We start from the raw sequence: 21,284 nt of genomic DNA, 5'->3' as shown, positions 1-21,284 counted from the left end.
CAACCGCACGCGGACGCGACGACGGCCGCACGAGGCCGAGACATGACGACGGGTCCGACCCCGCGGGTCGGACCCTTCGTCGTGCCAGTGCTTGCCGCGGGCGCCCTCAGCGCGCCGCCGCTGCCGACGCCTCGACGTCGAGCAGCCAGAGCGTCTCCGCCGTCCCGTGCACCCGCCCGCAGGGCAGGTCGTCGCTCGCGAGCCCGGCCGCGACCGCATCGGCCTTCTCGGCGCCCGACGCGACGAGCCACACCCGGCGCGCGGCGTCGATCGCGGGCAGGGTGAGCGACACCCGTTCAGGCGGCGGCTTGGGCGAGCCGTGCACGCCGACGGTGGCGCCCGTGGCGCCGAGCGCCTCGTGGCCGGGGAAGAGCGAGGCGACGTGCCCGTCGGGCCCGACGCCGAGCACGAGCACGTCGAAGGACGGGACCTGCGCGCCGTCGGGCGCGAACCGCGCGAGCTCGGCGGCGTACCGCTGCCCGGCCTCCTCGGGGGAGCCCACGACGTCGGGCCCGGGGACGACGTGCACGTTGGCGTCGGGGACTCCCGCGTCGCGCAGGGCCCCGAGCACGGCTGTGTCGTTGCGCTCGTCGCTGCCGGTGGGCTCGAACCGCTCGTCGCCCCACCACAGGTGCAGACCGGTGAGGTCGAGGGCGGCGAGCAGCTCCGACGCGGCCAGCTGCTCCACCACCCGCGTGCCGATCCGTCCGCCGGTGAGCACGACGTGCACCTCGGGGCGGACCGACTGTGCGTCGAGGGCGGCGAGCGCGAGCCGCTGCGCCGTCGCGTGCGCGAGGACGCCGGCGTCGGGGTGGACGACGACCTCCCGCGTCACGCCAGCTCCTCCACGAGCTCCGGCAGGGCCTTCGTGAGCACCTCGCCGTAGACCTCGTCCGGGTCGAGCCGCCGCAGGTCCTCGATGAGGGAGTCAGCGAGCGTGCGCAGCGGCAGCGAGACGCGGTGCTTGATCCCGGTCGGCTCGTCGATCCGCAGGATCGTCGAGTCCACGGGGCGCTCCATCACCACGTTGCCGTTCTCGCGGACGAGCGTCACGCCCGTGATGGCGGGTGCGGCCTCGACGGCCTCGAGCGTCACGTCCGCCTTGAGGAAGTACCGCAGCCACGCGCCCAGCAGCAGCAGCGAGGGATGGTCGGTGTTCCCGGCGATGCGGATCGCGTCCACCCGGGTGTACGGCGGCTCGTCCAGCGACTCGGCGATGAGCCCGCGCCAGAGCGTCGCGCGCGCCCACGCGAGGTCGGTGTCGCCGGGGGCGTGGTGCTCCGCGAGACGCGCCAGGCTGCGCAGCGGGTGCCCGCAGCGCATTACGTCGGTGATGCGCCGCTGCGCCATCCGGCCCAGCGGGTGGTCGGACGGGTCGTCGGGCGCCGCGCCGGGCCACCACGTCACGATCGGCGCATCCGGCAGGAGCAGGGGCGTGACGAGCGTGTCGGGGTCCCCGCCGGCCGCGCCGCGTGGGTGCAGCAGGATGACCTCGGAGGCCCCGGCGTCACCGCCCACGCGGATCTCGGCGTCGAGCCCGTCGGCCCCGGGGACCGCGTCCGTCACCACGATCACCCGGCAGGGGTGCTCGCGGCTGGCCTGGTTGGCGGCGTCGACGGCCTCCTCGACGTCGTCCTCGTCGGCGACCACGAGCAGCGTCAGCACACGTCCGAGCGCGACCGCGCCGCCCTCCTCGCGCAGCTTGACGAGCTGCGAGGCGATCTTCGAGGACGTGGTGTCATGGAGCTGGATCTTCACGGTCGCCTCCAGGCCCGGCCGTCGCGGGCCAGCATCTCGTGTGCGCTGTCCGGACCCCACGTGCCGGGCCGGTAGGAGTCGGGCATGCCCTTGCGCTCCCAGTGCTGCAGGATCGGGTCGAGGATGCGCCAGGACAGCTCGACCTCCTTGCTGTGCGGGAAGAGCGGCGGGTCGCCGAGCAGGACGTCGAGGATGAGCCGCTCGTACGCCTCGGGGGAGTTCTCGGTGAACGCGTGCCCGTAGCCGAAGTCCATCGTGACGTCACGCACCTCCATGGCCGTCCCGGGCACCTTGGCGCCGAACCGCACCGTGACGCCCTCGTCCGGCTGGACGCGGATGACGAGCGCGTTCTGGCCCAGCTCCTGCGTGTCCGGCAGCGCGAACGGCAGGTGCGGCGCGCGCTTGAACACGATCGCGATCTCCGTGACGCGCCGGCCCAGTCGCTTGCCGGTGCGCAGGTAGAACGGCACGCCGGCCCACCGGCGGGTGTCGACGTCCACGCGGATCGCGGCGAACGTGTCGGTCGTCGACCCGGGCGGGATGCCGTCCTCGTCGTGGTAGCCGAGCACCTTCTCCCCGCCCTGCCAGCCGGCCGAGTACTGGCCGCGGGCGGTGTGCCGGGACAGGTCCTTGGGAAGCACGACGGCGGAGAGCACCTTCTCCTTCTCCGCTCGCAGCGGAGCGGGGTCGAAGGAGACGGGCTCCTCCATCGCGGTCAGCGCGAGCAGCTGGAGCAGGTGGTTCTGGATGACGTCCCGCGCGGCACCGATGCCGTCGTAGTACCCCGCGCGCGAGCCGATCCCGATGTCCTCGGCCATCGTGATCTGCACGTGGTCGACGTAGTGGGCGTTCCAGATCGGCTCGAACATCTGGTTGGCGAACCGCAGGGCGAGGAGGTTCTGCACCGTCTCCTTGCCGAGGTAGTGGTCGATCCGGAAGACCGAGTCGCCCGGGAAGACCGACTCCACGACCTTCTGCAGCTCCAGGGCCGAGGCGAGGTCGTGGCCGAACGGCTTCTCGATGACGACCCGGCGCCACGCGTCGCCCTTGCTGTCGGACAGGCCCGAGCGCGCCAGCTGGCGGCAGACCAGGGGGAACGCCCCGGGCGGGACCGACAGGTAGAAGGCGTGGTTCCCGCCGGTGCCGCGCTCGCGGTCGAGCTCGGCGACGGTCTCGGCGAGTCGGTCGAACGCCGCGTCGTCGTCGAACTCGCCGGGCACGAAGCGGATGCCGGCCTCGAGCTGGCGCCACACCCGCTCGCGGAACGGCGTGCGGGCGTGCTCCTGGACGGCCTGCTTGGTGACCTCGGCGAAGTGGTCGGCGTTCCAGTCGCGCCGGGCGAACCCCGTCAGGCCGAAGCCCGGCGGGAGCAGGCCGCGGTTGGCGAGGTCGTAGATCGCCGGCAGGAGCTTCTTGCGCGAGAGGTCGCCGGTGACGCCGAAGATCACGAGGCCGCTCGGCCCCGCGATCCGCGGCAGGCGCCGGTCCTGGGTCTGGCGCAGCGGGTTGACGCCGGCGGCGATCCGCGCCGGCATCAGTGCCCGTTCCCGGCGGCCCGAGCCTGCTCGAGCGAGTCGGCCACGGTGAGCAGGAGGTTCTCCCACGAGGCGATGAAGGAGGACACGCCGTCGCGCTCGAGGTCGGCGAGCGCGCCGTCGTAGTCGACCCCGACCCGCACGACGGCCTCGAGCACCGCGTGCGCGTCGGCGACGTTCGGCGTGACCGTGTCGAACGGGCCGTCGCCCTCGGGCACCCGGGCGTGGTCGGCCGCGGCGCGCAGCGTCTTCTCCGGCATCGTGTTCACCACGTCCGGCGCGACGAGCTCGTCGACGTAGAGGGTGTCGGGGTAGTCGGGGTTCTTCGTCCCGGTGGAGGCCCACAGAGGCCGCTGCACGTGGGCGCCCGCCGCCGCGAGGTCGGTGAACCGGGGCGAGGAGAAGATCTCCGTGAACGCCTCGTAGGACACCCGCGCGCCGGCCAGCGCGGTGCGCCCGCGCAGGCCGAGCGCCTCCTCGGTCCCGACCTCGGTGAGCAGCGGGTCCACCGCGGCGTCGATCCGGGACAGGAACACTGAGGCCACCGAGGCGATCGTCGACAGGTCCACGCCGGCGACGTGCGCCTGCTCCAGGCCGTCGACGTACGCGTTCGCGACCGCGCGGTAGGTGTCGGGGGAGAAGATCAGCGTCGCGTTCACGCTGATGCCCTCCGCGATCACCGCGGGGATCGCGGCGAGACCCTCGGTGGTGGCCGGGATCTTGATGTAGACGTTCGGCCGGTCCACGAGCCGCCAGAGCGCGCGGGCCTGCTCGATCGTGCCCTCGGTGTCGTGCGCGAGCCGGGGGTCCACCTCGATCGAGACGCGCGCGTCCCCCGGACGCGGGTCCGGGAGCAGCTGCGCGAACAGGTCCGCCGCCGTGCGCACGTCGTCGGTGGTGAGCGCGCGCACGGCCGCCTCGGCGTCCGCACCCTCCGCGGCGAGCGCGGCGACCTGCTCGTCGTACGCCTCGCCGTCGGCGATCGCCTTGTCGAAGATCGTCGGGTTGGTCGTGACGCCGAGTACGTGTGCGGTGCGGACGAGGTCGGCGAGGCCGCCCGAGCGCAGGCGCGCCCGGGACAGGTCGTCGAGCCAGGGCGACACGCCCGAGGCGACGATGCGCGCCAGGGGGTCGCTCGCCGTCGGGCCGGTGCTGGTCGAGCTCGTGCTGGTCATGTCGAAGGTCTCCTCGTGAGGGTGTTCGCCCGGTTCAGCTCTGGTCGCCGGTGCCCGAGGGCCCGGCCTCGATGGTGCCCTCGGGCGCCGCGTCCCCACGCGCCGCGGCGATCGACTCGCGCGCGGCGGCGACGACCGCCTCCGGGGTGAACCCGAACTCGCGGAACAGCGTCGCCGCGTCCGCGGAGGCGCCGAAGTGCTCGAGCGACACGGTCCGACCGGCGTCGCCGACGATCCCGTGCCACGGCATCGCGACGCCGGCCTCGACGCTCACGCGGGCACGCACGCCGCGCGGGAGCACGGACTCGCGGTAGGCGGCGTCCTGGTCGCTGAACCACTCCAGGCACGGCGCGGACACGACCCGCGTGGGCACGCCGTCGGCCTCGAGCGTCTCCCGGGCCGCGACCGCGAGCTGCAGCTCCGACCCCGTGCCGATGAGGATCACCTCGGGGGACCCGGTCGAGGCCTCGAGCAGGGTGTACGCACCGCGCGCCACGTCGGGCGCCGCGAAGCCCTCGTCGCCGCGGGGGAAGACCGGCATGTTCTGCCGCGACAGGATGAGGCCGGCGGGTGCGTCCCGCTCGAGGATCGCCAGCCAGGCGGCGGCCGCCTCGGTGGCGTCACCGGGACGCACGATCGCGATCCCGGGCATGGCGCGCATGGCCGCGAGGTGCTCGACGGGCTGGTGCGTCGGGCCGTCCTCGCCGACGCCGACCGAGTCGTGCGTCCACACGAAGGTCACCGGCGCGCCCATGATCGCGGTGAGCCGCACGGCGCCGCGCATGAAGTCCGAGAACGTGAAGAACGTGCCGCCGTAGGGCCGGGTGAGGCCGTGCAGCGCGATGCCGTTGAGGATGGCGCCCATGCCGTGCTCGCGGATGCCGAAGTGCAGCGTGCGGCCGTACTCGTCACCCGTGAACTCCTTGCTGGAGCGGTGCGCGGGGAAGAACGACGGCTCGCCCGCCATCGACGTGTTGTTCGAGCCGGCGAGGTCGGCAGACCCGCCCCAGAGCTCCGGCAGCGGGGCGGCGAGCGCGGCGAGCACCTTGCCGGACGCGGCCCGGGTGGCGAGCGAGGTCCCGGCCTCGAAGGTCGGCAGGACGTCGGCGAGGCCGTCGGGCAGGCGCCGCTCGGTCAGCCGGTCCAGGAGCTGCGCGCGCTCGGGGTTGGCGGCGCGCCACGCCTGGTAGCTCTCGTCCCACGCCGCACGGGCAGCGGCGGCGCGCTCACCGAGGGCGCGCGTGTGCGCGAGCACCTCGGCCGGGACCTGGAAGGACTGCTCGGGGTCGAGGCCGAGGGCCTCCTTGAGCCCGGCGACCTCCGTGGCCCCCAGCTTCGAGCCGTGCGCCTCGTGGGTGTCCTGCTTGGTGGGGCTCGGCCACGCCATCACGGTGCGCAGGCGGATGATCGAAGGCTTGCCGGTCTCGGCCTTGGCGGCCTCGATCGCTGCGGCGAGCGCGTCCACGTCCTCGCGGTACTCGGTGCCGCCGTGGGTCCAGTCGACCGAGTGGACGTCCCAGCCGTAGGCCGCGTACCGGCCCAGGACGTCCTCGCCGAACGCGATGGAGGTGTGGCCCTCGATCGTGATGTGGTTGTCGTCCCACAGGAGGATGAGGTTGCCCAGCTCCTGCGTCCCGGCCAGCGAGGAGGCCTCGCTCGAGATGCCCTCCTGGAGGCAGCCGTCGCCGGCGATGACGTAGACGAAGTGGTCGAACGGGCTCTGGCCGGGGGCTGCGTCGGGGTCGAGCAGGCCGCGCTCGCGGCGGGCCGCCATCGCCATGCCGACCGCCGAGGCCAGGCCGGTGCCGAGCGGCCCGGTGGTGATCTCCACGCCGTCGGTGTGCTTGTACTCGGGGTGGCCGGGGGTCTTCGAGCCCCACGTCCGCAGCGCCTCGAGGTCCTCGACCTCGAGGCCCCACCCGCCGAGGAAGAGCTGCACGTACTGCGTGAGGCTCGCGTGCCCGGCCGAGAGCACGAACCGGTCGCGGCCCAGCCAGTGCGGGTCGGCCGGGTCGTGCCGCATGACGTTCTGGTACAGCAGGTACGCGGCCGGGGCGAGGCTGATCGGCGTGCCCGGGTGGCCGTTGCCGACCTTCTCCACGGCGTCGGCGGCGAGGGCCTTGGCGACGGCGACGGCGCGCTCGTCGAGCTCCGTCCAGCCGACGGTGCTCGCGAGGGGGGCGGGGACGTTCACGGATGCTCCTTCGGACGATCCACGTGCGGCGCAGGGCGGGTCCCGCACACGCGCGACGCGCGTCGCCCGGGCAGTCCGTTGCCGATTCGGTACGGCTCGACCCTACTGCCGCAAGGGCGCGCTCGGGGGGCCGCGACCAGCAGACGACCCTGCTGCCCTACCATGGGAGGACCTACCCTCACCCGAGTGGTGCACCACCGACGGAAGGACCACGGCGTGGCCTCGACCGATGCTCGTCCGGCCGCCGACGCGCCCCCCTCGCCACCTCGTCGGGTCGCCACACGGACGTGGCGTCGGACGCTCGGTGCGTACGTCGCCCTCACGAAGCCTCGCGTCATCGAGCTGCTGCTGGTCACCACCCTGCCGCCCATGATCCTCGCCGAGGGCGGCCTGCCCTCGATCTGGCTCATGGTGGCCACGCTGATCGGCGGCGCCGCAGCGGCCGGCTCGGCGAACGTCCTGAACTGCTACCTCGACCGGGACATCGACTCGGTGATGGGTCGCACCCGCCGCCGCCCGCTCGTGACCGGCGAGATCACGCCGCGCCAGGCGCTCGTGTTCGGCTCCGCGCTCGGGATCGGCTCGATCGCCTGGTTCGCGCTCGTGGTGAACCCCGTGGCCGCACTGCTCACGCTCGGCGCGATCGCGATCTACGTCGTCGGCTACACCATGATCCTCAAGCGGCGCACCTCGCAGAACATCGTGTGGGGCGGCGCCGCGGGCTGCATGCCGGTGCTCATCGGCTGGTCGGCCGTGACCGGCGGCCTGGACTGGGCCGCGCTCGTCCTGTTCGGCGTCATCTTCCTGTGGACGCCGCCGCACTACTGGCCGCTGTCGATGCGGTTCCGCGAGGACTACGCCACCGCCGGGGTCCCGATGCTCCCGGTGGTGGCCGGCGAACGCCGCGTGGCCGCCGAGATGCTCGCCTACGCCGTCGCGATGGTGGTCTGCTCGCTCGTCCTCGTGCCGGTGGCCGGCATGGGCTGGGTGTACCTGGGCGTCGCGGTGGTCGCGGGCGCCTGGTTCGTGGCGCTGTGCGTGCGGCTGTACCGGATGGCCGTGGACCCCGAGCGTCGCGGGCTCGTCTCGCGCGGCCCGGCGATGAAGGTCTTCCACGCCTCGATCACCTACCTCACCCTGCTGTTCGCGGCCGTCGCGGTCGACCCGTTCCTGCCCTGGTGACGTGTCCGCCGGGACGACCTTCGGCGTCGCTCGGGGCGCCGACGCCTCGGCACCGCTCCCGCTCGGGGAACGCGTGAGCGCCTCGCGACCCTCCGACGTGCTCGAGGCCTTCCTCGCCCACCTCGCGGTGGAGCGCGGGGCGAGCGCCCACACGATCGCGGCCTACCACCGGGACCTCACCCGGTACACCGGCTACCTCGCGACGCTCGGCCGCGCCGACCTCGAGGACGTCACCGCGCTCGACGTCGAGCGCTACCTCGAGGTGCTGCGCACGGGGTCCGACGGCGCAGCCCCCCTCGCGGCGTCGTCCGCCGGTCGCGCCGTGGTCGCCGTGCGCGGGCTGCACCGGTTCGCGCACGTGGAGGGCACGACCTCGGACGACCCCGCCGCCCAGGTCCGCCCGCCCGCGACGGGCAAGCGCCTGCCCAAGGCGGTCAGCGTGGGCGAGGTCGAGGCGCTGCTCGAGGCCGCGTCGGCCACCGAGGGCGTCGTGGGCCTGCGCGACCGCGCGCTGCTCGAGCTGCTGTACTCCACGGGCGCGCGGATCTCCGAGGCCGTCTCGCTGGCCGTCGACGACCTCGACCTCGATGCCGACACCCCGCTGGTCCGCGTCACCGGCAAGGGCCGGCGCACCCGCGTGGTGCCGCTCGGCACGCACGCCGTGCGCGCCCTCGACGCCTACCTCGTGCGCGCCCGGCCCACCCTCGCCGCGCGCGGGCGGTCCCAGGGCGCGGTGTTCCTCGGAGTGCGCGGCGCCCCGCTGTCGCGGCAGAGCGCGTGGGCGGTGCTGCAGGACGCCGCCGAGCGGGCCGGCCTCGCGGCGCACGTCTCCCCGCACACCCTGCGGCACTCCTTCGCGACCCACCTCCTGGCCGGGGGAGCGGACGTGCGCGTGGTGCAGGAGCTGCTCGGGCACGCCTCGGTCACCACGACCCAGCTCTACACGCACGTCACGGTCCAGACCCTGCGCGAGGTGTACGCGTCGGCGCACCCGCGAGCGCTCGGGTAGCGCGTCGCGCGCGCTACGGTGGGAGGGTGACCGACGTGCAGCCGACCCTGGACCTGGGGGCAGACCCGGTCGAGGGCGCCGCAGCGCGGGAGGACTCCGCCGTCGCGGCCGTCGAGTTCCCCGTCCCCGCGCCGCTCGCCTCGCACGGCCCCGCCCGCATCGTGGCGATGTGCAACCAGAAGGGCGGGGTCGGCAAGACGACGACCACCATCAACCTGGGTGCGGCGCTCGCCGAGTACGGCCGACGGGTCCTGCTCGTCGACTTCGACCCGCAGGGTGCGGCCTCGGCCGGGCTCGGGGTGTCGGCGAACGAGCTCGAGTCCACGATCTACACCGCGCTGATGACCCCGCGGTTCGACATCCGCACGATCGTGCACCGCACGGCTCTCGAGGGCCTTGACCTCGTCCCCGCGAACATCGACCTGTCTGCGGCCGAGGTCCAGCTCGTCAACGAGGTGGCCCGCGAGCAGGCGCTGGCGCGCGTGCTGCGGCCGGTGCTCGACGACTACGACGTGGTGCTCGTGGACTGCCAGCCCTCGCTCGGGCTCCTGACCGTCAACGCGCTCACGGCGGCGCACGGCGTGATCGTCCCGCTGGAGACGGAGTTCTTCGCGCTGCGCGGCGTCGCGCTGCTGCTCGAGACGATCGAGAAGGTCCGCGACCGGCTGAACCCGCGGCTGCGCACCGACGGCATCCTCGCGACCATGTACGACGGTCGCACGCTGCACTCGCGCGAGGTGCTCGCGCGCGTGCGGGAGGCCTTCGGCGAGGACGTGTTCACCACCGTCATCGGCCGCACGGTGAAGTTCCCCGACGCCTCGGTGGCGACCGAGCCGATCACCACGTACGCGCCGACCCACCCGGGCGCCGAGGCCTACCGGCAGCTGGCCCGTGAGCTCGTCGCGCGCGGCGACGTCGCCTGACGCCTCCGCTGCTGCGTCGGCGGTGGGGCGCGTCGGGGCGGACGGCGCGGCCGATCCGACGGACCAGCACGCACGCGCCGCGGTGTTCGAGGTCAACCTCGACAACTTCTCCGGGCCGTTCGACCTGCTGCTCTCGCTCATCGCCAAGCACCGCCTGGACGTGACCGAGGTGGCGCTCGGTGTCGTGACCGACGACTTCATCGCCTACCTGCGCGCCCAGGACGTGTGGGAGCTGGAGCAGGCGAGCGAGTTCCTCGTGATCGGCGCGACGCTGCTCGACCTCAAGGCGGCTCGCCTGCTGCCCGGGGTGTCCGCCGAGGACCCCGAGGACCTCGAGCTGCTCGAGGCGCGCGACCTGCTCTTCGCCCGGCTGCTGGCCTACCGCGCGTTCAAGGAGGTCGCCGGCGCGTTCGCCGCGCGCTGGGAGGCGGCCGCCGGGGCCTACCCGCGCACCGCCCCGCTCGAGCCCGCGCTGGCGGCGCTGCTGCCGGAGCTCGTGCTCGCCGTCGGGCCTGCGGACCTGGCCCGGATCGCCGCGGCCGCGCTCGCCCCGAAGGTCGTCCCGCAGGTGGGCCTCGCGCACCTGCACGCCCCGGTGGTGAGCGTGCGCGAGCAGGCGGCGCTGGTCGCCGCGCGGCTGCGACGCGCGAAGGTGGCGACGTTCCGCACGCTCACCGACGACGCCGGGTCCCGGCCGGTGGTGATCGGGCGGTTCCTCGCGCTGCTCGAGCTCTACCGTCAGGGTGTCGTCGCGTTCGAGCAGGCGGACAGCCTGGGCGAGCTCACCATCCGCTGGGTGGGGCCGTGGGACGCCGCGCCGAGCGTGGAGTCCTCGTTCGACGAGCCTCAGGCGGGCGTGGCGGACGAGGACGTGCCGGCGTCGGACGAGGGCGCGGTGCCGCCGTCGGAGGAGGAGGTGCCGGCGTCGGACCGGCAGCCGGTGCCGCCACCGGAGGAGCCGGCGGCCGAGCGCGGCGCGGATCAGCAGCGCCCCAGTCGGTAACCTCGGGCGGTGACCGACGTCGAACCGCTCGCCGAGCCCGTCATGGACGACCACCCCGCCCTCGCCGACCTCCCGGGTGGTGAGCTGGCCGCGGTGGAGGCGATCCTCGCCGTCGTGGACGAGCCGGTGCCGGCGGCCCGCGTCGCGGGTGCGCTCGGGCTCACGGTCGAGCGCACCGAGGCCCTCCTGCACGAGCTCGCCGCGCGCTACCGCGGCGAGACGGCCGACGGCGCGGAGGCCGAGCGGCCCCGCGGGTACGTGCTGCGCGAGACGGGGGGTGCGTGGCGGCTGTACTCCGCGCCAGCGTTCGCACCGTACGTCCAGGCCTTCGTGATCGACGGCCAGACGGCCCGCCTCACCCAGGCCTCGCTCGAGACGCTCGCCGTGGTCGCCTACCGCCAGCCCGTCACGCGCGGGCGGATCGCCGCCATCCGCGGCGTCAACGTGGACGGCGTGGTCCGCACGCTCACCACGCGCGGCCTCATCGAGGAGGCCGGGCGCGACGGCGAGGGCGGCGCGATCCTGTACCGCACCACGACGCACTTCCTCGAGCGGATGGGGCTGAGCAGCCTCGCCGACCTGCCGCCGCTGGCGCCCTACCTGCCCGGCGACGCCGACCTCGCCGAGCTCGAGGAGGAGGTCCGATGACCGACGGCGAGGGGATCCGCCTGCAGAAGGTGCTCGCCGGTGCGGGCGTCGGCTCGCGGCGGGTCTGCGAGGACCTCATCGTGGCCGGCCGGGTCGCGGTCAACGGCACGATCGTGCGGGAGCTCGGCACGCGTGTGGAGCCCACGGACGTGCTGCACGTCGACGGGCTGCGCGTCCAGCTCGACGACACCCACACGACGCTCGCGCTCAACAAGCCGTTCGGCGTGCTCTCGGCGATGTCGGACGACCGCGGCCGGCCCACCGTGGCCGACTACCTCGACGGTGAGACCCGACTCTTCCACGTCGGCCGCCTCGACGCCGACACCGAGGGCCTCCTGCTCCTCACGAACGACGGCGAGCTCGCCCACCGCCTCGCGCACCCCTCCTACGAGGTGCCCAAGACGTACGTCGCGCGGGTGCGCGGGCACGTCGCCCGCGGCGTGGGCAAGCGGCTGCGCGGGGGGATCACCCTCGACGACGGGCCGGCGCACGCCGACTCCTTCACGGTGCTCGAGGCGCGCCCGGAGGAGAGCATCGTGGAGATCGTGCTGCACTCCGGCCGCAACCGGATCGTGCGGCGCATGCTCGAGGCCGTCGGACACCCGGTGATCGCGCTCACCCGCACGTCGTTCGGTCCGGTCCGCCTCGGGCAGCTGCGCTCCGGTGCCACCCGCGCCGTGGCCGGCACCGAGCTCGCGCGCCTGCAGCGGGAGGTCGGGCTGTGAGCCCTAGGGTGGTCGGGATGTCCAGCGCACACCCCAGCTCCCCGACGGCCACCACCGGTCCCGTCCACGTGATCGGCACGGGCCTGCTGGGGGCGAGCGTCGGGCTCGCGCTCACCCGCGCGGGGGTCGCCGTCTCGCTCGCGGACGCCTCGCCGTCGCAGGTCGCGCTCGCCCGCGACCTCGGCGCCGGGGAGCTGGGCGCGGGGGAGGACGCGCGGATCGTCGTCGTGGCCGTCCCGCCGGACGTCACCGCCGACGTCGTGGTCGACGCGCTGCGCGCGCACCCGACGGCGATCGTCACCGACGTCGCGAGCGTCAAGTCCGTGGTGCTCGCCGAGCTGCACGCCGCCGTCGCGGACGGCCGGCTCACGCCGGACGACCTCACGCGCTACGTCGGCAGCCACCCGATGGCCGGCCGGGAGCGCTCGGGTGCCGCCGCGGCCGACCCGGACCTGTTCTCGGGTCGCCCGTGGGTGCTCGTCCCGCACCCGACGAGCGACCCCGGCGGCGTGCTCGCGGTGCGCACGCTCGCCGTCGACCTCGGCGGCGCCCTCGTGACGCTCGCCGCCCAGGAGCACGACGACGCCGTCGCGGCCGTCTCGCACGCCCCGCAGGTGCTGTCCTCCCTGCTCGCGGCACGACTGCTGGACGCGCCCGAGCAGGCCCTCGCGCTGGCCGGCCAGGGACTGCGCGACGTCACGCGGATCGCCGCGAGCGACCCGCGGCTGTGGGCCGCGATCCTCGTCGGCAACGCGGGTCCGGTGGCCCACCTGCTCGGCCAGGTGCGCGACGAGCTCGCCGAGCTGGTGACCGCCCTCGAGGCGGCCGCGGAGCACGGACCGCTCACGCCCGGCGCGATGGCCGCGGCGAGCGCGGCGGTCAGCCGCGGCAACCAGGGCGTCGCCCGCATCCCCGGCAAGCACGGCGGCGTGCGGCGCTCCTACGCCGAGGTCACGGTGCTCGTGCCGGACACGCCCGGGTCGCTCGGCCGCCTGTTCGCGCAGGTGGGCGAGCTGGGCGTGAACATCGAGGACTTCGCCATGGAGCACGCGCCGCAGCAGAAGGTCGGGCTCGCCACCGTCTCGGTCCTCCCGGAGGTCGCCGAGGAGCTCGAGGCGGGCCTGGACGCCCGCGGCTGGCGGGTGGTGCGGTCGTGACCGGCGTCGTCATCGCGCTCGACGGACCCTCGGGCTCCGGCAAGTCCACCGTCGGACGGCACCTGGCCCGCGTGCACCGGCTCGGCTGTCTCGACACCGGAGCACAGTTCCGTGCCGTCGCCTGGTACTGCGACGCCCACGGCATCGACCTGGCTGACGGCGACGGCGTGGCGGTCGCCGCGCGCGACCTCCCCCTCGAGCAGTCGCTCGACCCCGACGACCAGCGCGTCGTGGTGGGCGGGGTGGACGTCACCGACGCGATCCGCGAGCCGCGGATCTCGACCGTGGTGAGCCAGGTCGCGACCAACCTCGAGGTCCGGGCCGAGCTCCGCCGGCGCCAGCGCTCGACGATCGCGGCCGAGGTCGCCGGCGGGTGGTCGGACGGGCGGGGGATCCTCGTCGAGGGCCGGGACATCACCACCGTCATCGCGCCCGACGCGGACGTGCGCATGCTGCTCGTCGCGCGCGCGGAGGAGCGGCTCGCGCGCCGGGCCCTGGAGGTGCACGGCTCCGTGGACGCCGACGCGATCGAGGCGACCCGTGACCAGATCCTGCGCCGGGACGCGGACGACGCCACGGTGAGCACCTTCCACGAGGCGGCCGACGGCGTCGTCACCCTCGACTCCTCCACGCTCACGCTCGAGGAGACCCTCGCGGCGGCCGAGCGCATCGTGACGGACGTGCTGAGCCGGTCGTGAGCCAGGCGCACGTCGGCCCCGGGAGCACCGTGACCGCGCAGCAGATCAGGCGCTGGGGTCCCACGTGGTCGCGGCGGGTCGGCTGGGCCCTTGACCACGTGTGGTGGCACACCGACGTCGTGGGCGCCGAGTACGTCCCGGCCACCGGTCGCGTGCTCGTCGCGCCCAACCACACCGGCATCGTGGACGGCCCCGTGGTGCACGGCGCCATCCCGCGCGGCTCGCACTTCCTCGTCAAGGAGGAGTTCTTCACCTCCCGGCTGGGGTTCCTCATGCGCTGGGCGGGCCAGATCCCCGTGGACCGGTCCAACGGCCGGCCCGCCCTCGAGGTCGCGCGGACGCTGCTGGAGGAGGATCGCTGCGTCGGCGTCTTCCCCGAGGGCACCCGCGGGCGGGGCGACGTGGCCGCGGCCCGGGCCGGCATCGCCTGGCTCGCCGTGCACACGGGAGCACCTGTGGTGCCGTGCGCGGTGCTCGGCACGCGGCCGCCGGGCACCGCCCGCGGACACGTCCCGCACCCGCGGGCCCGCCTCGTGGTCGAGTTCGGTGCTCCCGTCGAGGTGCCCGCGGGCGGCGGCCGGCGCGAGGTCGCGGCCGCGATGAAGGCCGTGACCGCGGCGATGGTGGCGCTGCTCGACGCCGCGCAGGAGCGCACGGGGCTGCGCCTGCCGGAGGTCTGAGGCGCCGGGGCGTCCCGCAGGCGCGCTCGAGCCTGGGACAATGGCACGGTGACTGACGAGACGAGCGACGCGACCGACCTCGAGACGGGCCTCGAGACCGACCCCGACGCCGGACCCGGCTCGGCACCCGACGCAGGCGTCGACCCCGAGCTCGACCCCGACGCCGCGCTCGACGGCGAGGGCCAGCACGTCGTCGACCTCACCGAGACCGAGGAGGACCGCCGGGCCGCCGAGGTCATGCGCGCGGGCCTCGAGGGCTACGACCTCGACGACGAGGACGCCGCGCTCCTGTCGGGCGTGCGCGAGCTGACCCCCGACGAGCTGCCGGACTCCGTGCTGCCGGTGCTCGCCGTCGTGGGCCGGCCGAACGTCGGCAAGTCGACGCTCGTGAACCGCGTGCTCGGGCGGCGCGAGGCCGTCGTGCAGGACACCCCCGGCGTGACGCGTGACCGCGTGCGGTACCGCGCCGAGTGGGCGGGGCGGCCGTTCATCCTCGTGGACACCGGCGGCTGGGAGCACGACGCGCGCGGCATCGGCGCGCGCGTGGCCGAGCAGGCGGAGATCGCCGTCGAGCTCGCGGACGCCGTGGTGTTCGTCGTCGACGCGACCGTCGGACCGACGGACACCGACGAGCGCGTGGTGCAGGTGCTGCGCCGCTCGGGCAAGCCCGTGCTCCTCGTGGCGAACAAGGTCGACAGCCCCCGCGACGAGGCCGACGCGGCCACGCTGTGGTCGCTCGGGCTCGGCGAGCCGTACCCCGTCTCCGCGCTGCACGGGCGCGGCAGCGGCGACATGCTCGACGCCGCGCTGGCGCTGCTGCCCGAGGTCACGGCCGTCGGCGGCGTGCCGAGCACTGGCCCGCGGCGCGTCGCCCTCGTGGGCAAGCCCAACGTGGGCAAGTCCAGCCTGCTCAACGCCGTGACCGGCACCGACCGGGTCGTGGTCGACGACGTCGCCGGCACGACGCGCGACCCCGTGGACGAGCTCGTCGAGGTCGGCGGTCGGCCGTGGGTGTTCGTCGACACCGCCGGCATCCGCCGCCGCGTGCACCAGACGCAGGGCGCGGACTTCTACGCCTCGCTCCGCACGCAGGCCGCGATCGAGAAGGCCGAGGTCGCCGTCGTCGTGATCGACGCGAGCCAGCCCATCGCGGAGCAGGACATCCGCGTGGTGCAGAACGTCGTCGACGCCGGCCGCGCGCTCGTGGTCGCGTACAACAAGTGGGACCTCGTGGAGGAGGAGCGGCGCTTCTACCTCGAGCGGGAGATCGAGCGCGAGCTCGTCCAGATCACGTGGGCGCCGCGGGTCAACTTCTCCGCGCTCACCCGTTGGCACGTCGACCGGCTCGGCAAGCACCTCGCGACCGCGCTCGAGGGCTGGGAGACGCGCGTGCCCACCGGCCGTCTCAACGCGTTCCTCGGCGAGCTGGCCGCGGCGCACCCGCACCCCGTGCGCGGCGGGAAGCAGCCGCGCATCCTGTTCGGCACGCAGGCCGACACCCGCCCGCCGCGGTTCGTGCTGTTCGCGACCGGCTTCCTCGAGGCCGGATACCGCCGGTTCATCGAGCGGCGCCTGCGCGAGGAGTTCGGCTTCGTGGGGTCGCCGATCGAGATCTCGGTCCGCGTGCGGGAGAAGCGCCGCCGCGACCGCTGAGCGCGGGCCTCGGCCTGCAGTCTGCTCGACGTCAAGGGCGCGCCCGGCTGCACCGGGCGGTGCGCCGACTGCTCACGGTGGTCGCACTCGCACCCGAGACGACGTGACGCCCGACGGCGAACCGTCGGGCGTCACGAGGCGTCAGTCAGGCGTCGCACCGGACGGGACGACGGGCGTCAGCCCGGTCGTCTCGTCGGCGCCGGTCCCGGCGACGGGCGTCAGCCGGCGAACCCGTTCGCGCTGAGCCAGTCGGCCGCGATGTCGGCCGCCGAGCGCTGCTGGTCCACGCTCTCGACGTTGAGGGCGACGAGGCCCTCGGGGGTGAGCGCGGCGCTCACCGGGTTGAGCACCTCACCGAGCGCGTCGGCGAGGTCCGCCTGCACGAGCGGGACGACGTTGGACGCGAGGAAGAGGCCCTCGGGGTCCTCGAGCGTGACGAGGTCCTCGCTCGCGATCCGCGGGTCGGCGCTGTAGACGTTGGCGATGTTCACCGATCCCGCGACGAGCTCGTCGACCGTGGTGTCGCCGGTGGGAGAGAACTGCACCGTGACGCCGTACACCGACTCCAGCCCGGTCGGTCCGTAGGGACGCTCGGCGAGCTCGGGCTGGCCGCCCAGGATGAGCGGCACGTCGACCCCGGCGAGGTCGGCGATCGACGTGAGCGAGTGCTCCTGCGCGAAGGCGGAGGTCACGTTGTAGGAGTCCTGGTCGGTCGCGGGCGACGGGTCGAGCACGGCGAGGCCGTCCGGCAGCACACCGGCGAGGGCGGCCTCGACGTCGGCCGCCTTCGTGGCGGTGGTGTCCGGGTCGAAGTACTGCAGCAGGTTGCCGGTGTACTCCGGGAACACCTGGACCTCGCCGTTCTCGATCGCGGGGATGTACGCCTCGCGCTGGCCGATCCGGAACTGCCGCTCGACCGTCCAGCCGGCCTGCTCGAGCGCCTGCGCGTAGATCTCGGCGACGATCTCGTTGGAGTAGTAGTCCTGCGAGCCGACGACGACGGTCTGGCCCGAGGCGTCTCCGGTCGCGGCCGTCTCGCCGGAGGGGGACAGGGGCGTCTCGTCGGCGGAACCGGCGTCGAGGGGGTCGCCGGAGGAGCACGCGGCGAGCGCGAGCACGGCGAGCCCGGACGCGGCGAGGGTGAGTCCGCGCGTGAGTCGGCGGGGCGTGGTGCGGGTCATGGGTGCGCCTTTCGGTGGGTCAGACGGATGGGCGGACGAGGCTGGACGGGGACGGGGCTCGGACGGGGACGAGGCTGGACGGGGACGGGGCTCGGACGGGGGGTCATGCGGGTACCGCGGCCGTGGCCATGCGCACGCCGCGTGGCACGGCGAGGCGCTGCGCGACGGCGAGCACGCCGTCGAGCACGAGGGCGAGGGCCGCCACGAGGATGGCGCCCGCGAGCATGCGGGCGTAGTCGCCGAGGCGCTGCCCGGCGATGAGGTAGGTGCCCAGGTTGGGCAGCCCGATGAACGCGGCGATCATCACCGTCGACACGACCTGCAGGCTCGCGCCGCGCACGCCGCCGAGCAGCAGGGGCAGGCCGAGGGGCACCTCGACGCGCCAGAGCCGTTGCCACCCGGTCATGCCGACGCCTCGGGCGGAGTCGAGCGTGCCGCGCGGGATCGCGTCGATGCCGGCGTAGGCGCCGGCGAGGATCGGCGGGATCGCGAGCAGCACGAGCACGACGACGGTGGCGACCTCCTTGAGCCCGACGCCGAGCACCAGCACGAGGAACGCCAGCAGGCCCAGCGACGGCAGGGCCCGCGCCGCCCCGGCGAGGGCGACGGCGAACGAGCGGCCGTGCCCCGTGTGCCCGATCGCCCAGCCCGCGGGGGCGGCCACGGCGCACGCGAGGACGAGCGCGAGGAGCGTGTAGGTCAGGTGCGCGAGCGTGAGGGTGGGGATCCCGAAGGGCCCGGTCCAGTTCGCCGGGTCGGTGAGCCAGGCGAGCGCGTCGGCGAAGAGGTTCATGCGGTGGCGACCGCCCGTTCGGCGCGCAGCCACGGCATGAGGACACGGCCCGCGAGCTGCAGCAGCACGTCGAGCAGCAGCGCGAGCAGCGCGGTGAGCACCACGCCGGTGAGAACCTCGGGGACGATCCGGCGCTGCAGGCCGTCGGTGAACAGCGAACCGAGGCTGCTCACCCCGATCAGCGCGCCGACGGTCACCATGCTCACGGTCGAGACGGTCGCGACGCGCAGGCCCGCGAGCAGCACCGGCCCGGCGAGCGGGAGCTGGACGGCGAGGAAGATGCTCGTGCCGTTGTAGCCGATCGCCCGCGCACTCGCGACGGCGTCGGGCGGCACCGACTCCAGCGCCTCGGTGACCGTGCGCACGAGCAGCGCGAGCGCGTAGAGCGTGAGGGCGATGATGACGTTGAGGTCGGACAGGTACGGGATGCCGAGCATGGGCGGCAGCAGCACGAAGAGCGCGAGCGACGGGATCGTGTAGAGCAGGCCGGCCAGCCCGAGCAGCGTGCCGCGCAGCGGGGGCACGCGGTGCGCGAGGGCGCCGAGGGGGAGCGCGAGCAGGAGCGCGACGGCGACCGGGACGATCGCGAGGCGGGCGTGGGCGATCGTGAGCTGCCCGAGCAGCCCGAGGTTGTCCAGGGCCCACCTCATGGTGCCTCGTCGGTGAGCACCCCGAGCGGGCGGTCCCGTCCGTCGACGACGAGGCGCACGCCGTCGCGCTCGTCGACGCGCAGGCGACGGTCGCGCCGGTGCGCGCCCACGAAGGCGGCCACGAACTCGTTGGCGGGCGCCGCGAGCACGTCCGCCGGCGTGCCGCGCTGCTCGACGTGGCCGCCGCGGCTGAGGATGACGACCTCCTCGCCGAGCAGGAACGCCTCCTCGACGTCGTGCGTGATGAACAGGATGGTGCGCGACAGCTCGCGCTGGATGCGCAACAGCTCGTGCTGCAGCTCGCCGCGGACCACCGGGTCGACGGCGCCGAACGGCTCGTCCATGAGCAGCACGTCGCCCTCGGCGGCGAGGCCGCGCGCCACGCCGACCCGCTGCTGCTGCCCGCCGGAGAGCTGCGCGGGGTAACGGTCGGCGAGCTCGGGGTCGAGCCCGACGAGCTCGAGGAGCTCCAGGGACCGGGACCGCGCCGCGGCCCGGTCGCGCCCGGCGAGCCGCGGCACGACGGCGACGTTCTGCGCCGCCGTGCGGTGCGGCAGGAGGCCGGAGTTCTGCATGACGTACCCGACGCTGCGGCGCAGGGCGACGGGATCGCGCCCGGCGACGTCCTCGCCGTCGAGCAGCACGCGACCCCGGGTCGGGTCGACCATCCGGTTGACCATCCGCAGCAGCGTCGTCTTGCCGCAGCCCGACGAGCCGACCAGGACGGTCGTGGTGCCGCGCGGCACCACCAGCGAGAAGTCGTCGACGGCGGCGCCCGACGCGCTCGAGTAGCGCTTCGTGACTCCCTCGAACTCGATCACGCGCGGACCTGCGCGCTCTCGCGACCCACCTGCTCGAGCATCCGCAGCCAGACCTCCGAGAGGGTGGGGTAGGAGGGCACCACGTGCCAGAGCCGGTGCAGCGGGACCTCGCCCACCACGGCCACCGTGGCGGCGTGGACCATCTCGGCGACGTCCTGGCCCACGAAGGTGGCGCCGAGCACGACGTCACGCTCGGCGTCGAGCACGAACCGCGCCGCGCCGGTGTAGCCCTCGGCGTGCACGGTCGCCCCGGCGATGGCGCCGAGGTCGAGGTCGACCACGCGGACCGGCAGCCCGGCCTCCTCCGCCTGCGCGGCGGTGCGTCCTACGGCGGCGACCTCGGGGTCGGTGAAGACGACCTGGGGCACGACGGCGTGGTCGGCGGTCGCGACGTGCCGCCCCCACGGTCCGTCGTCCAGCGGCGTGCCCGTGGCGCGTGCGGCGATCGCGTCACCCGCGGCCCGGGCCTGGTACTTGCCCTGGTGGGTGAGGAGCGCACGGCCGTTGACGTCGCCGACGGCGTAGAGCCAGTCGGTGCCGTCCACGAGCATCGTGTCGTCGACCTGCGGAGCCTCGTCCTGCGCGAGGTCGACGCTCGCGAGGCCGAGGTCCCGCGTGCGGGGGCGGCGGCCGGTCGCGGCGACCACGCGGTCGACGGCGAGGACTGCGCCAGCGCTCCCTGCGCCGTCCAGCGTGAGGTGCGCGGCGCCGTCGTCGCCCGCCGTCGCGTCGGTGACGGCCGTGCTCAGGCGCACGTCGACGCCAGCGGCACGCAGGGCGTCGGCGACGAGCTCACCGGCGACGGGCTCGTGGGAGGGGAGCAGGCGGTCCCCGCGGACGAGCAGGGTGACCTGGGAGCCGAGGGCCGCGTACGCCGTCGCGAGCTCGCAGCCCACCACGCCGCCACCCACGACGGCGAGGCGCGGCGGGATCGCGGTGGCGCGCACCGCCTCGCGCGAGCCCCAGACCTCCACGCCACGCAGCACGGGCGGCACGACCGGCTCGGAGCCGGTGGTCAGGGCGACGGCGTGCCGCGCCTCGAGCGTCTCGACCTCGCCGTCGGCCCGGGTCACGCGGACGCGCCGCTCGCCGTCGAGCGACCCGTGCCCCCGGACCAGCGTGATGCCCGCGCCCTCGAGCCACTCGACCTGGCCGGAGTCGTCGCCGTGCGCCGCCGCGGCCTCGCGGAACGCGAGGGCGGCGGGGACGTCGATCGAGCCCACCGCCTCGCGGGCGCCCGGCACGCGCCGCGCGGCCGCGAGCGCGTTGCCGGGTCGCAGGAGCGCCTTGGTGGGCATGCACGCCCAGTAGGAGCACTCGCCGCCAACGAGCTCGGCCTCCACGATCGCGCAGGTCAACCCGCCCTGCACCGCACGATCGGCCACGTTCTCGCCCACCGGGCCGGCGCCGATCACCACCACGTCGAACGTCCGTACGATCACCGTCGACACTGTACGGCCCGCCGCCGACAACGGGAACACCTGAGGGGGTGCCCGGGT

General features: G+C 74.6%; 20 protein-coding genes. 10 read left to right on the top strand and 10 right to left on the bottom strand.

Translation table 11 applies throughout. The annotated features are described in order from the left end of the window. Positions 1-106 precede the first annotated feature (106 nt). Genes pgl through tkt form a run of 5 tightly spaced genes read right to left on the bottom strand, consistent with a single transcriptional unit; the run spans position 107 to position 6,662 of the window. Positions 107-835, bottom strand: a complete 729-nt coding sequence (gene pgl, locus FH969_RS01180; RefSeq protein WP_108717331.1) for a 6-phosphogluconolactonase — start codon at positions 833-835, stop codon at positions 107-109. Beyond that, the gene (locus tag FH969_RS01175) at positions 832-1,758 is read right to left on the bottom strand and encodes a glucose-6-phosphate dehydrogenase assembly protein OpcA (protein ID WP_139985562.1); all 927 of its coding nucleotides are present in this window, start codon (positions 1,756-1,758) and stop codon (positions 832-834) included. The genes pgl and FH969_RS01175 overlap by 4 nt, the downstream gene beginning before the upstream one ends. Beyond that, positions 1,755-3,296 (bottom strand): glucose-6-phosphate dehydrogenase, encoded by a 1,542-nt coding sequence (gene zwf, locus FH969_RS01170; RefSeq protein ID WP_108719846.1) that lies wholly within the window; start codon positions 3,294-3,296, stop codon positions 1,755-1,757. Before zwf ends, FH969_RS01175 begins: the two co-directional genes overlap by 4 nt. Continuing rightward, on the bottom strand, positions 3,293-4,468 hold the full coding sequence (gene tal, locus FH969_RS01165; protein ID WP_139985560.1) for a transaldolase: 1,176 nt from the start codon (positions 4,466-4,468) through the stop codon (positions 3,293-3,295). The genes zwf and tal overlap by 4 nt, the downstream gene beginning before the upstream one ends. 34 nt (positions 4,469-4,502) lie before the next feature. After that, a complete protein-coding gene (gene tkt, locus FH969_RS01160) occupies positions 4,503-6,662 on the bottom strand; it encodes a transketolase (protein ID WP_139985559.1) in 2,160 nt (719 codons plus the stop codon). A 216-nt stretch (positions 6,663-6,878) separates the two neighbouring features. Between tkt and FH969_RS01155 the strand changes: the two genes are divergently transcribed. The 10 genes from FH969_RS01155 to der all read left to right on the top strand — a co-directional run bounded on the left by FH969_RS01155 (position 6,879) and on the right by der (position 16,340). Further along, the gene (locus FH969_RS01155; RefSeq protein WP_246071632.1) at positions 6,879-7,844 is read left to right on the top strand and encodes a heme o synthase; all 966 of its coding nucleotides are present in this window, start codon (positions 6,879-6,881) and stop codon (positions 7,842-7,844) included. A 1-nt stretch (position 7,845) separates the two neighbouring features. Then, positions 7,846-8,853, top strand: a complete 1,008-nt coding sequence (gene xerD, locus FH969_RS01150; protein ID WP_370445302.1) for a site-specific tyrosine recombinase XerD — start codon at positions 7,846-7,848, stop codon at positions 8,851-8,853. A 53-nt stretch (positions 8,854-8,906) separates the two neighbouring features. After that, a complete protein-coding gene (locus FH969_RS01145) occupies positions 8,907-9,776 on the top strand; it encodes a ParA family protein (RefSeq protein WP_108719848.1) in 870 nt (289 codons plus the stop codon). Then, positions 9,745-10,779, top strand: a complete 1,035-nt coding sequence (locus tag FH969_RS01140) for a segregation and condensation protein A (protein WP_139985555.1) — start codon at positions 9,745-9,747, stop codon at positions 10,777-10,779. Before FH969_RS01145 ends, FH969_RS01140 begins: the two co-directional genes overlap by 32 nt. Before the next feature lie 42 nt (positions 10,780-10,821). Further along, entirely contained in the window at positions 10,822-11,427 is a 606-nt protein-coding gene (gene scpB / locus FH969_RS01135) for an SMC-Scp complex subunit ScpB (protein WP_108719849.1), read from the top strand. Then, the gene (locus FH969_RS01130; RefSeq protein WP_139985553.1) at positions 11,424-12,152 is read left to right on the top strand and encodes a pseudouridine synthase; all 729 of its coding nucleotides are present in this window, start codon (positions 11,424-11,426) and stop codon (positions 12,150-12,152) included. Before scpB ends, FH969_RS01130 begins: the two co-directional genes overlap by 4 nt. Before the next feature lie 17 nt (positions 12,153-12,169). Then, positions 12,170-13,309, top strand: coding sequence for a prephenate dehydrogenase (locus FH969_RS01125; protein ID WP_139985551.1), 1,140 nt, complete (start codon positions 12,170-12,172; stop codon positions 13,307-13,309). Then, complete coding sequence (cmk, locus tag FH969_RS01120) at positions 13,306-14,007, top strand: (d)CMP kinase (protein WP_139985549.1); 702 nt, start codon at positions 13,306-13,308, stop codon at positions 14,005-14,007. The genes FH969_RS01125 and cmk overlap by 4 nt, the downstream gene beginning before the upstream one ends. Next, positions 14,004-14,687: a lysophospholipid acyltransferase family protein gene (locus tag FH969_RS01115; protein WP_139985547.1), complete on the top strand. Its 684-nt coding sequence runs from the start codon at positions 14,004-14,006 to the stop codon at positions 14,685-14,687. The genes cmk and FH969_RS01115 overlap by 4 nt, the downstream gene beginning before the upstream one ends. Positions 14,688-14,924: 237 nt before the next feature. Then, on the top strand, positions 14,925-16,340 hold the full coding sequence (gene der / locus FH969_RS01110) for a ribosome biogenesis GTPase Der (protein WP_246071638.1): 1,416 nt from the start codon (positions 14,925-14,927) through the stop codon (positions 16,338-16,340). A 218-nt stretch (positions 16,341-16,558) separates the two neighbouring features. On the opposite strand, the gene FH969_RS01105 is transcribed toward der, so the two are convergent. The 5 genes from FH969_RS01105 to FH969_RS01085 form a co-directional block, all read right to left on the bottom strand. Further along, on the bottom strand, positions 16,559-17,521 hold the full coding sequence (locus FH969_RS01105; RefSeq protein ID WP_139985543.1) for an ABC transporter substrate-binding protein: 963 nt from the start codon (positions 17,519-17,521) through the stop codon (positions 16,559-16,561). Between the two features lie 103 nt (positions 17,522-17,624). After that, positions 17,625-18,314, bottom strand: a complete 690-nt coding sequence (locus tag FH969_RS01100; RefSeq protein ID WP_108719851.1) for an ABC transporter permease — start codon at positions 18,312-18,314, stop codon at positions 17,625-17,627. After that, positions 18,311-18,964, bottom strand: coding sequence for an ABC transporter permease (locus tag FH969_RS01095; protein WP_108717341.1), 654 nt, complete (start codon positions 18,962-18,964; stop codon positions 18,311-18,313). Before FH969_RS01095 ends, FH969_RS01100 begins: the two co-directional genes overlap by 4 nt. Beyond that, positions 18,961-19,785, bottom strand: coding sequence for an ABC transporter ATP-binding protein (locus tag FH969_RS01090; protein ID WP_139985541.1), 825 nt, complete (start codon positions 19,783-19,785; stop codon positions 18,961-18,963). Before FH969_RS01090 ends, FH969_RS01095 begins: the two co-directional genes overlap by 4 nt. Continuing rightward, a complete protein-coding gene (locus FH969_RS01085; RefSeq protein WP_246071631.1) occupies positions 19,782-21,227 on the bottom strand; it encodes a dihydrolipoyl dehydrogenase family protein in 1,446 nt (481 codons plus the stop codon). Before FH969_RS01085 ends, FH969_RS01090 begins: the two co-directional genes overlap by 4 nt. Positions 21,228-21,284: the final 57 nt, after the last annotated feature.

This window comes from Miniimonas arenae, assembly GCF_006351005.1.
GTDB classification, from domain to species: domain Bacteria; phylum Actinomycetota; class Actinomycetes; order Actinomycetales; family Beutenbergiaceae; genus Miniimonas; species Miniimonas arenae.
The sequence above is the reverse complement of the archived record's forward strand: the minus strand, read 5'-3'. Positions and strand labels throughout refer to the sequence as shown.

Bases quoted from the DNA above. Each gene is read 5' to 3' on its own strand.
- tal (WP_139985560.1), bottom strand. From the start codon at position 4,468: ATGACCAGCACGAGCTCGACCAGCACCGGCCCGACGGCGAGCGACCCC.
- scpB (WP_108719849.1), top strand. From the start codon at position 10,822: ATGGACGACCACCCCGCCCTCGCCGACCTCCCGGGTGGTGAGCTGGCC.
- FH969_RS01130 (WP_139985553.1), top strand. From the start codon at position 11,424: ATGACCGACGGCGAGGGGATCCGCCTGCAGAAGGTGCTCGCCGGTGCG.
- FH969_RS01125 (WP_139985551.1), top strand. From the start codon at position 12,170: ATGTCCAGCGCACACCCCAGCTCCCCGACGGCCACCACCGGTCCCGTC.
- der (WP_246071638.1), top strand. From the start codon at position 14,925: ATGCGCGCGGGCCTCGAGGGCTACGACCTCGACGACGAGGACGCCGCG.
- FH969_RS01105 (WP_139985543.1), bottom strand. From the start codon at position 17,521: ATGACCCGCACCACGCCCCGCCGACTCACGCGCGGACTCACCCTCGCC.
- FH969_RS01100 (WP_108719851.1), bottom strand. From the start codon at position 18,314: ATGAACCTCTTCGCCGACGCGCTCGCCTGGCTCACCGACCCGGCGAAC.
- FH969_RS01095 (WP_108717341.1), bottom strand. From the start codon at position 18,964: ATGAGGTGGGCCCTGGACAACCTCGGGCTGCTCGGGCAGCTCACGATC.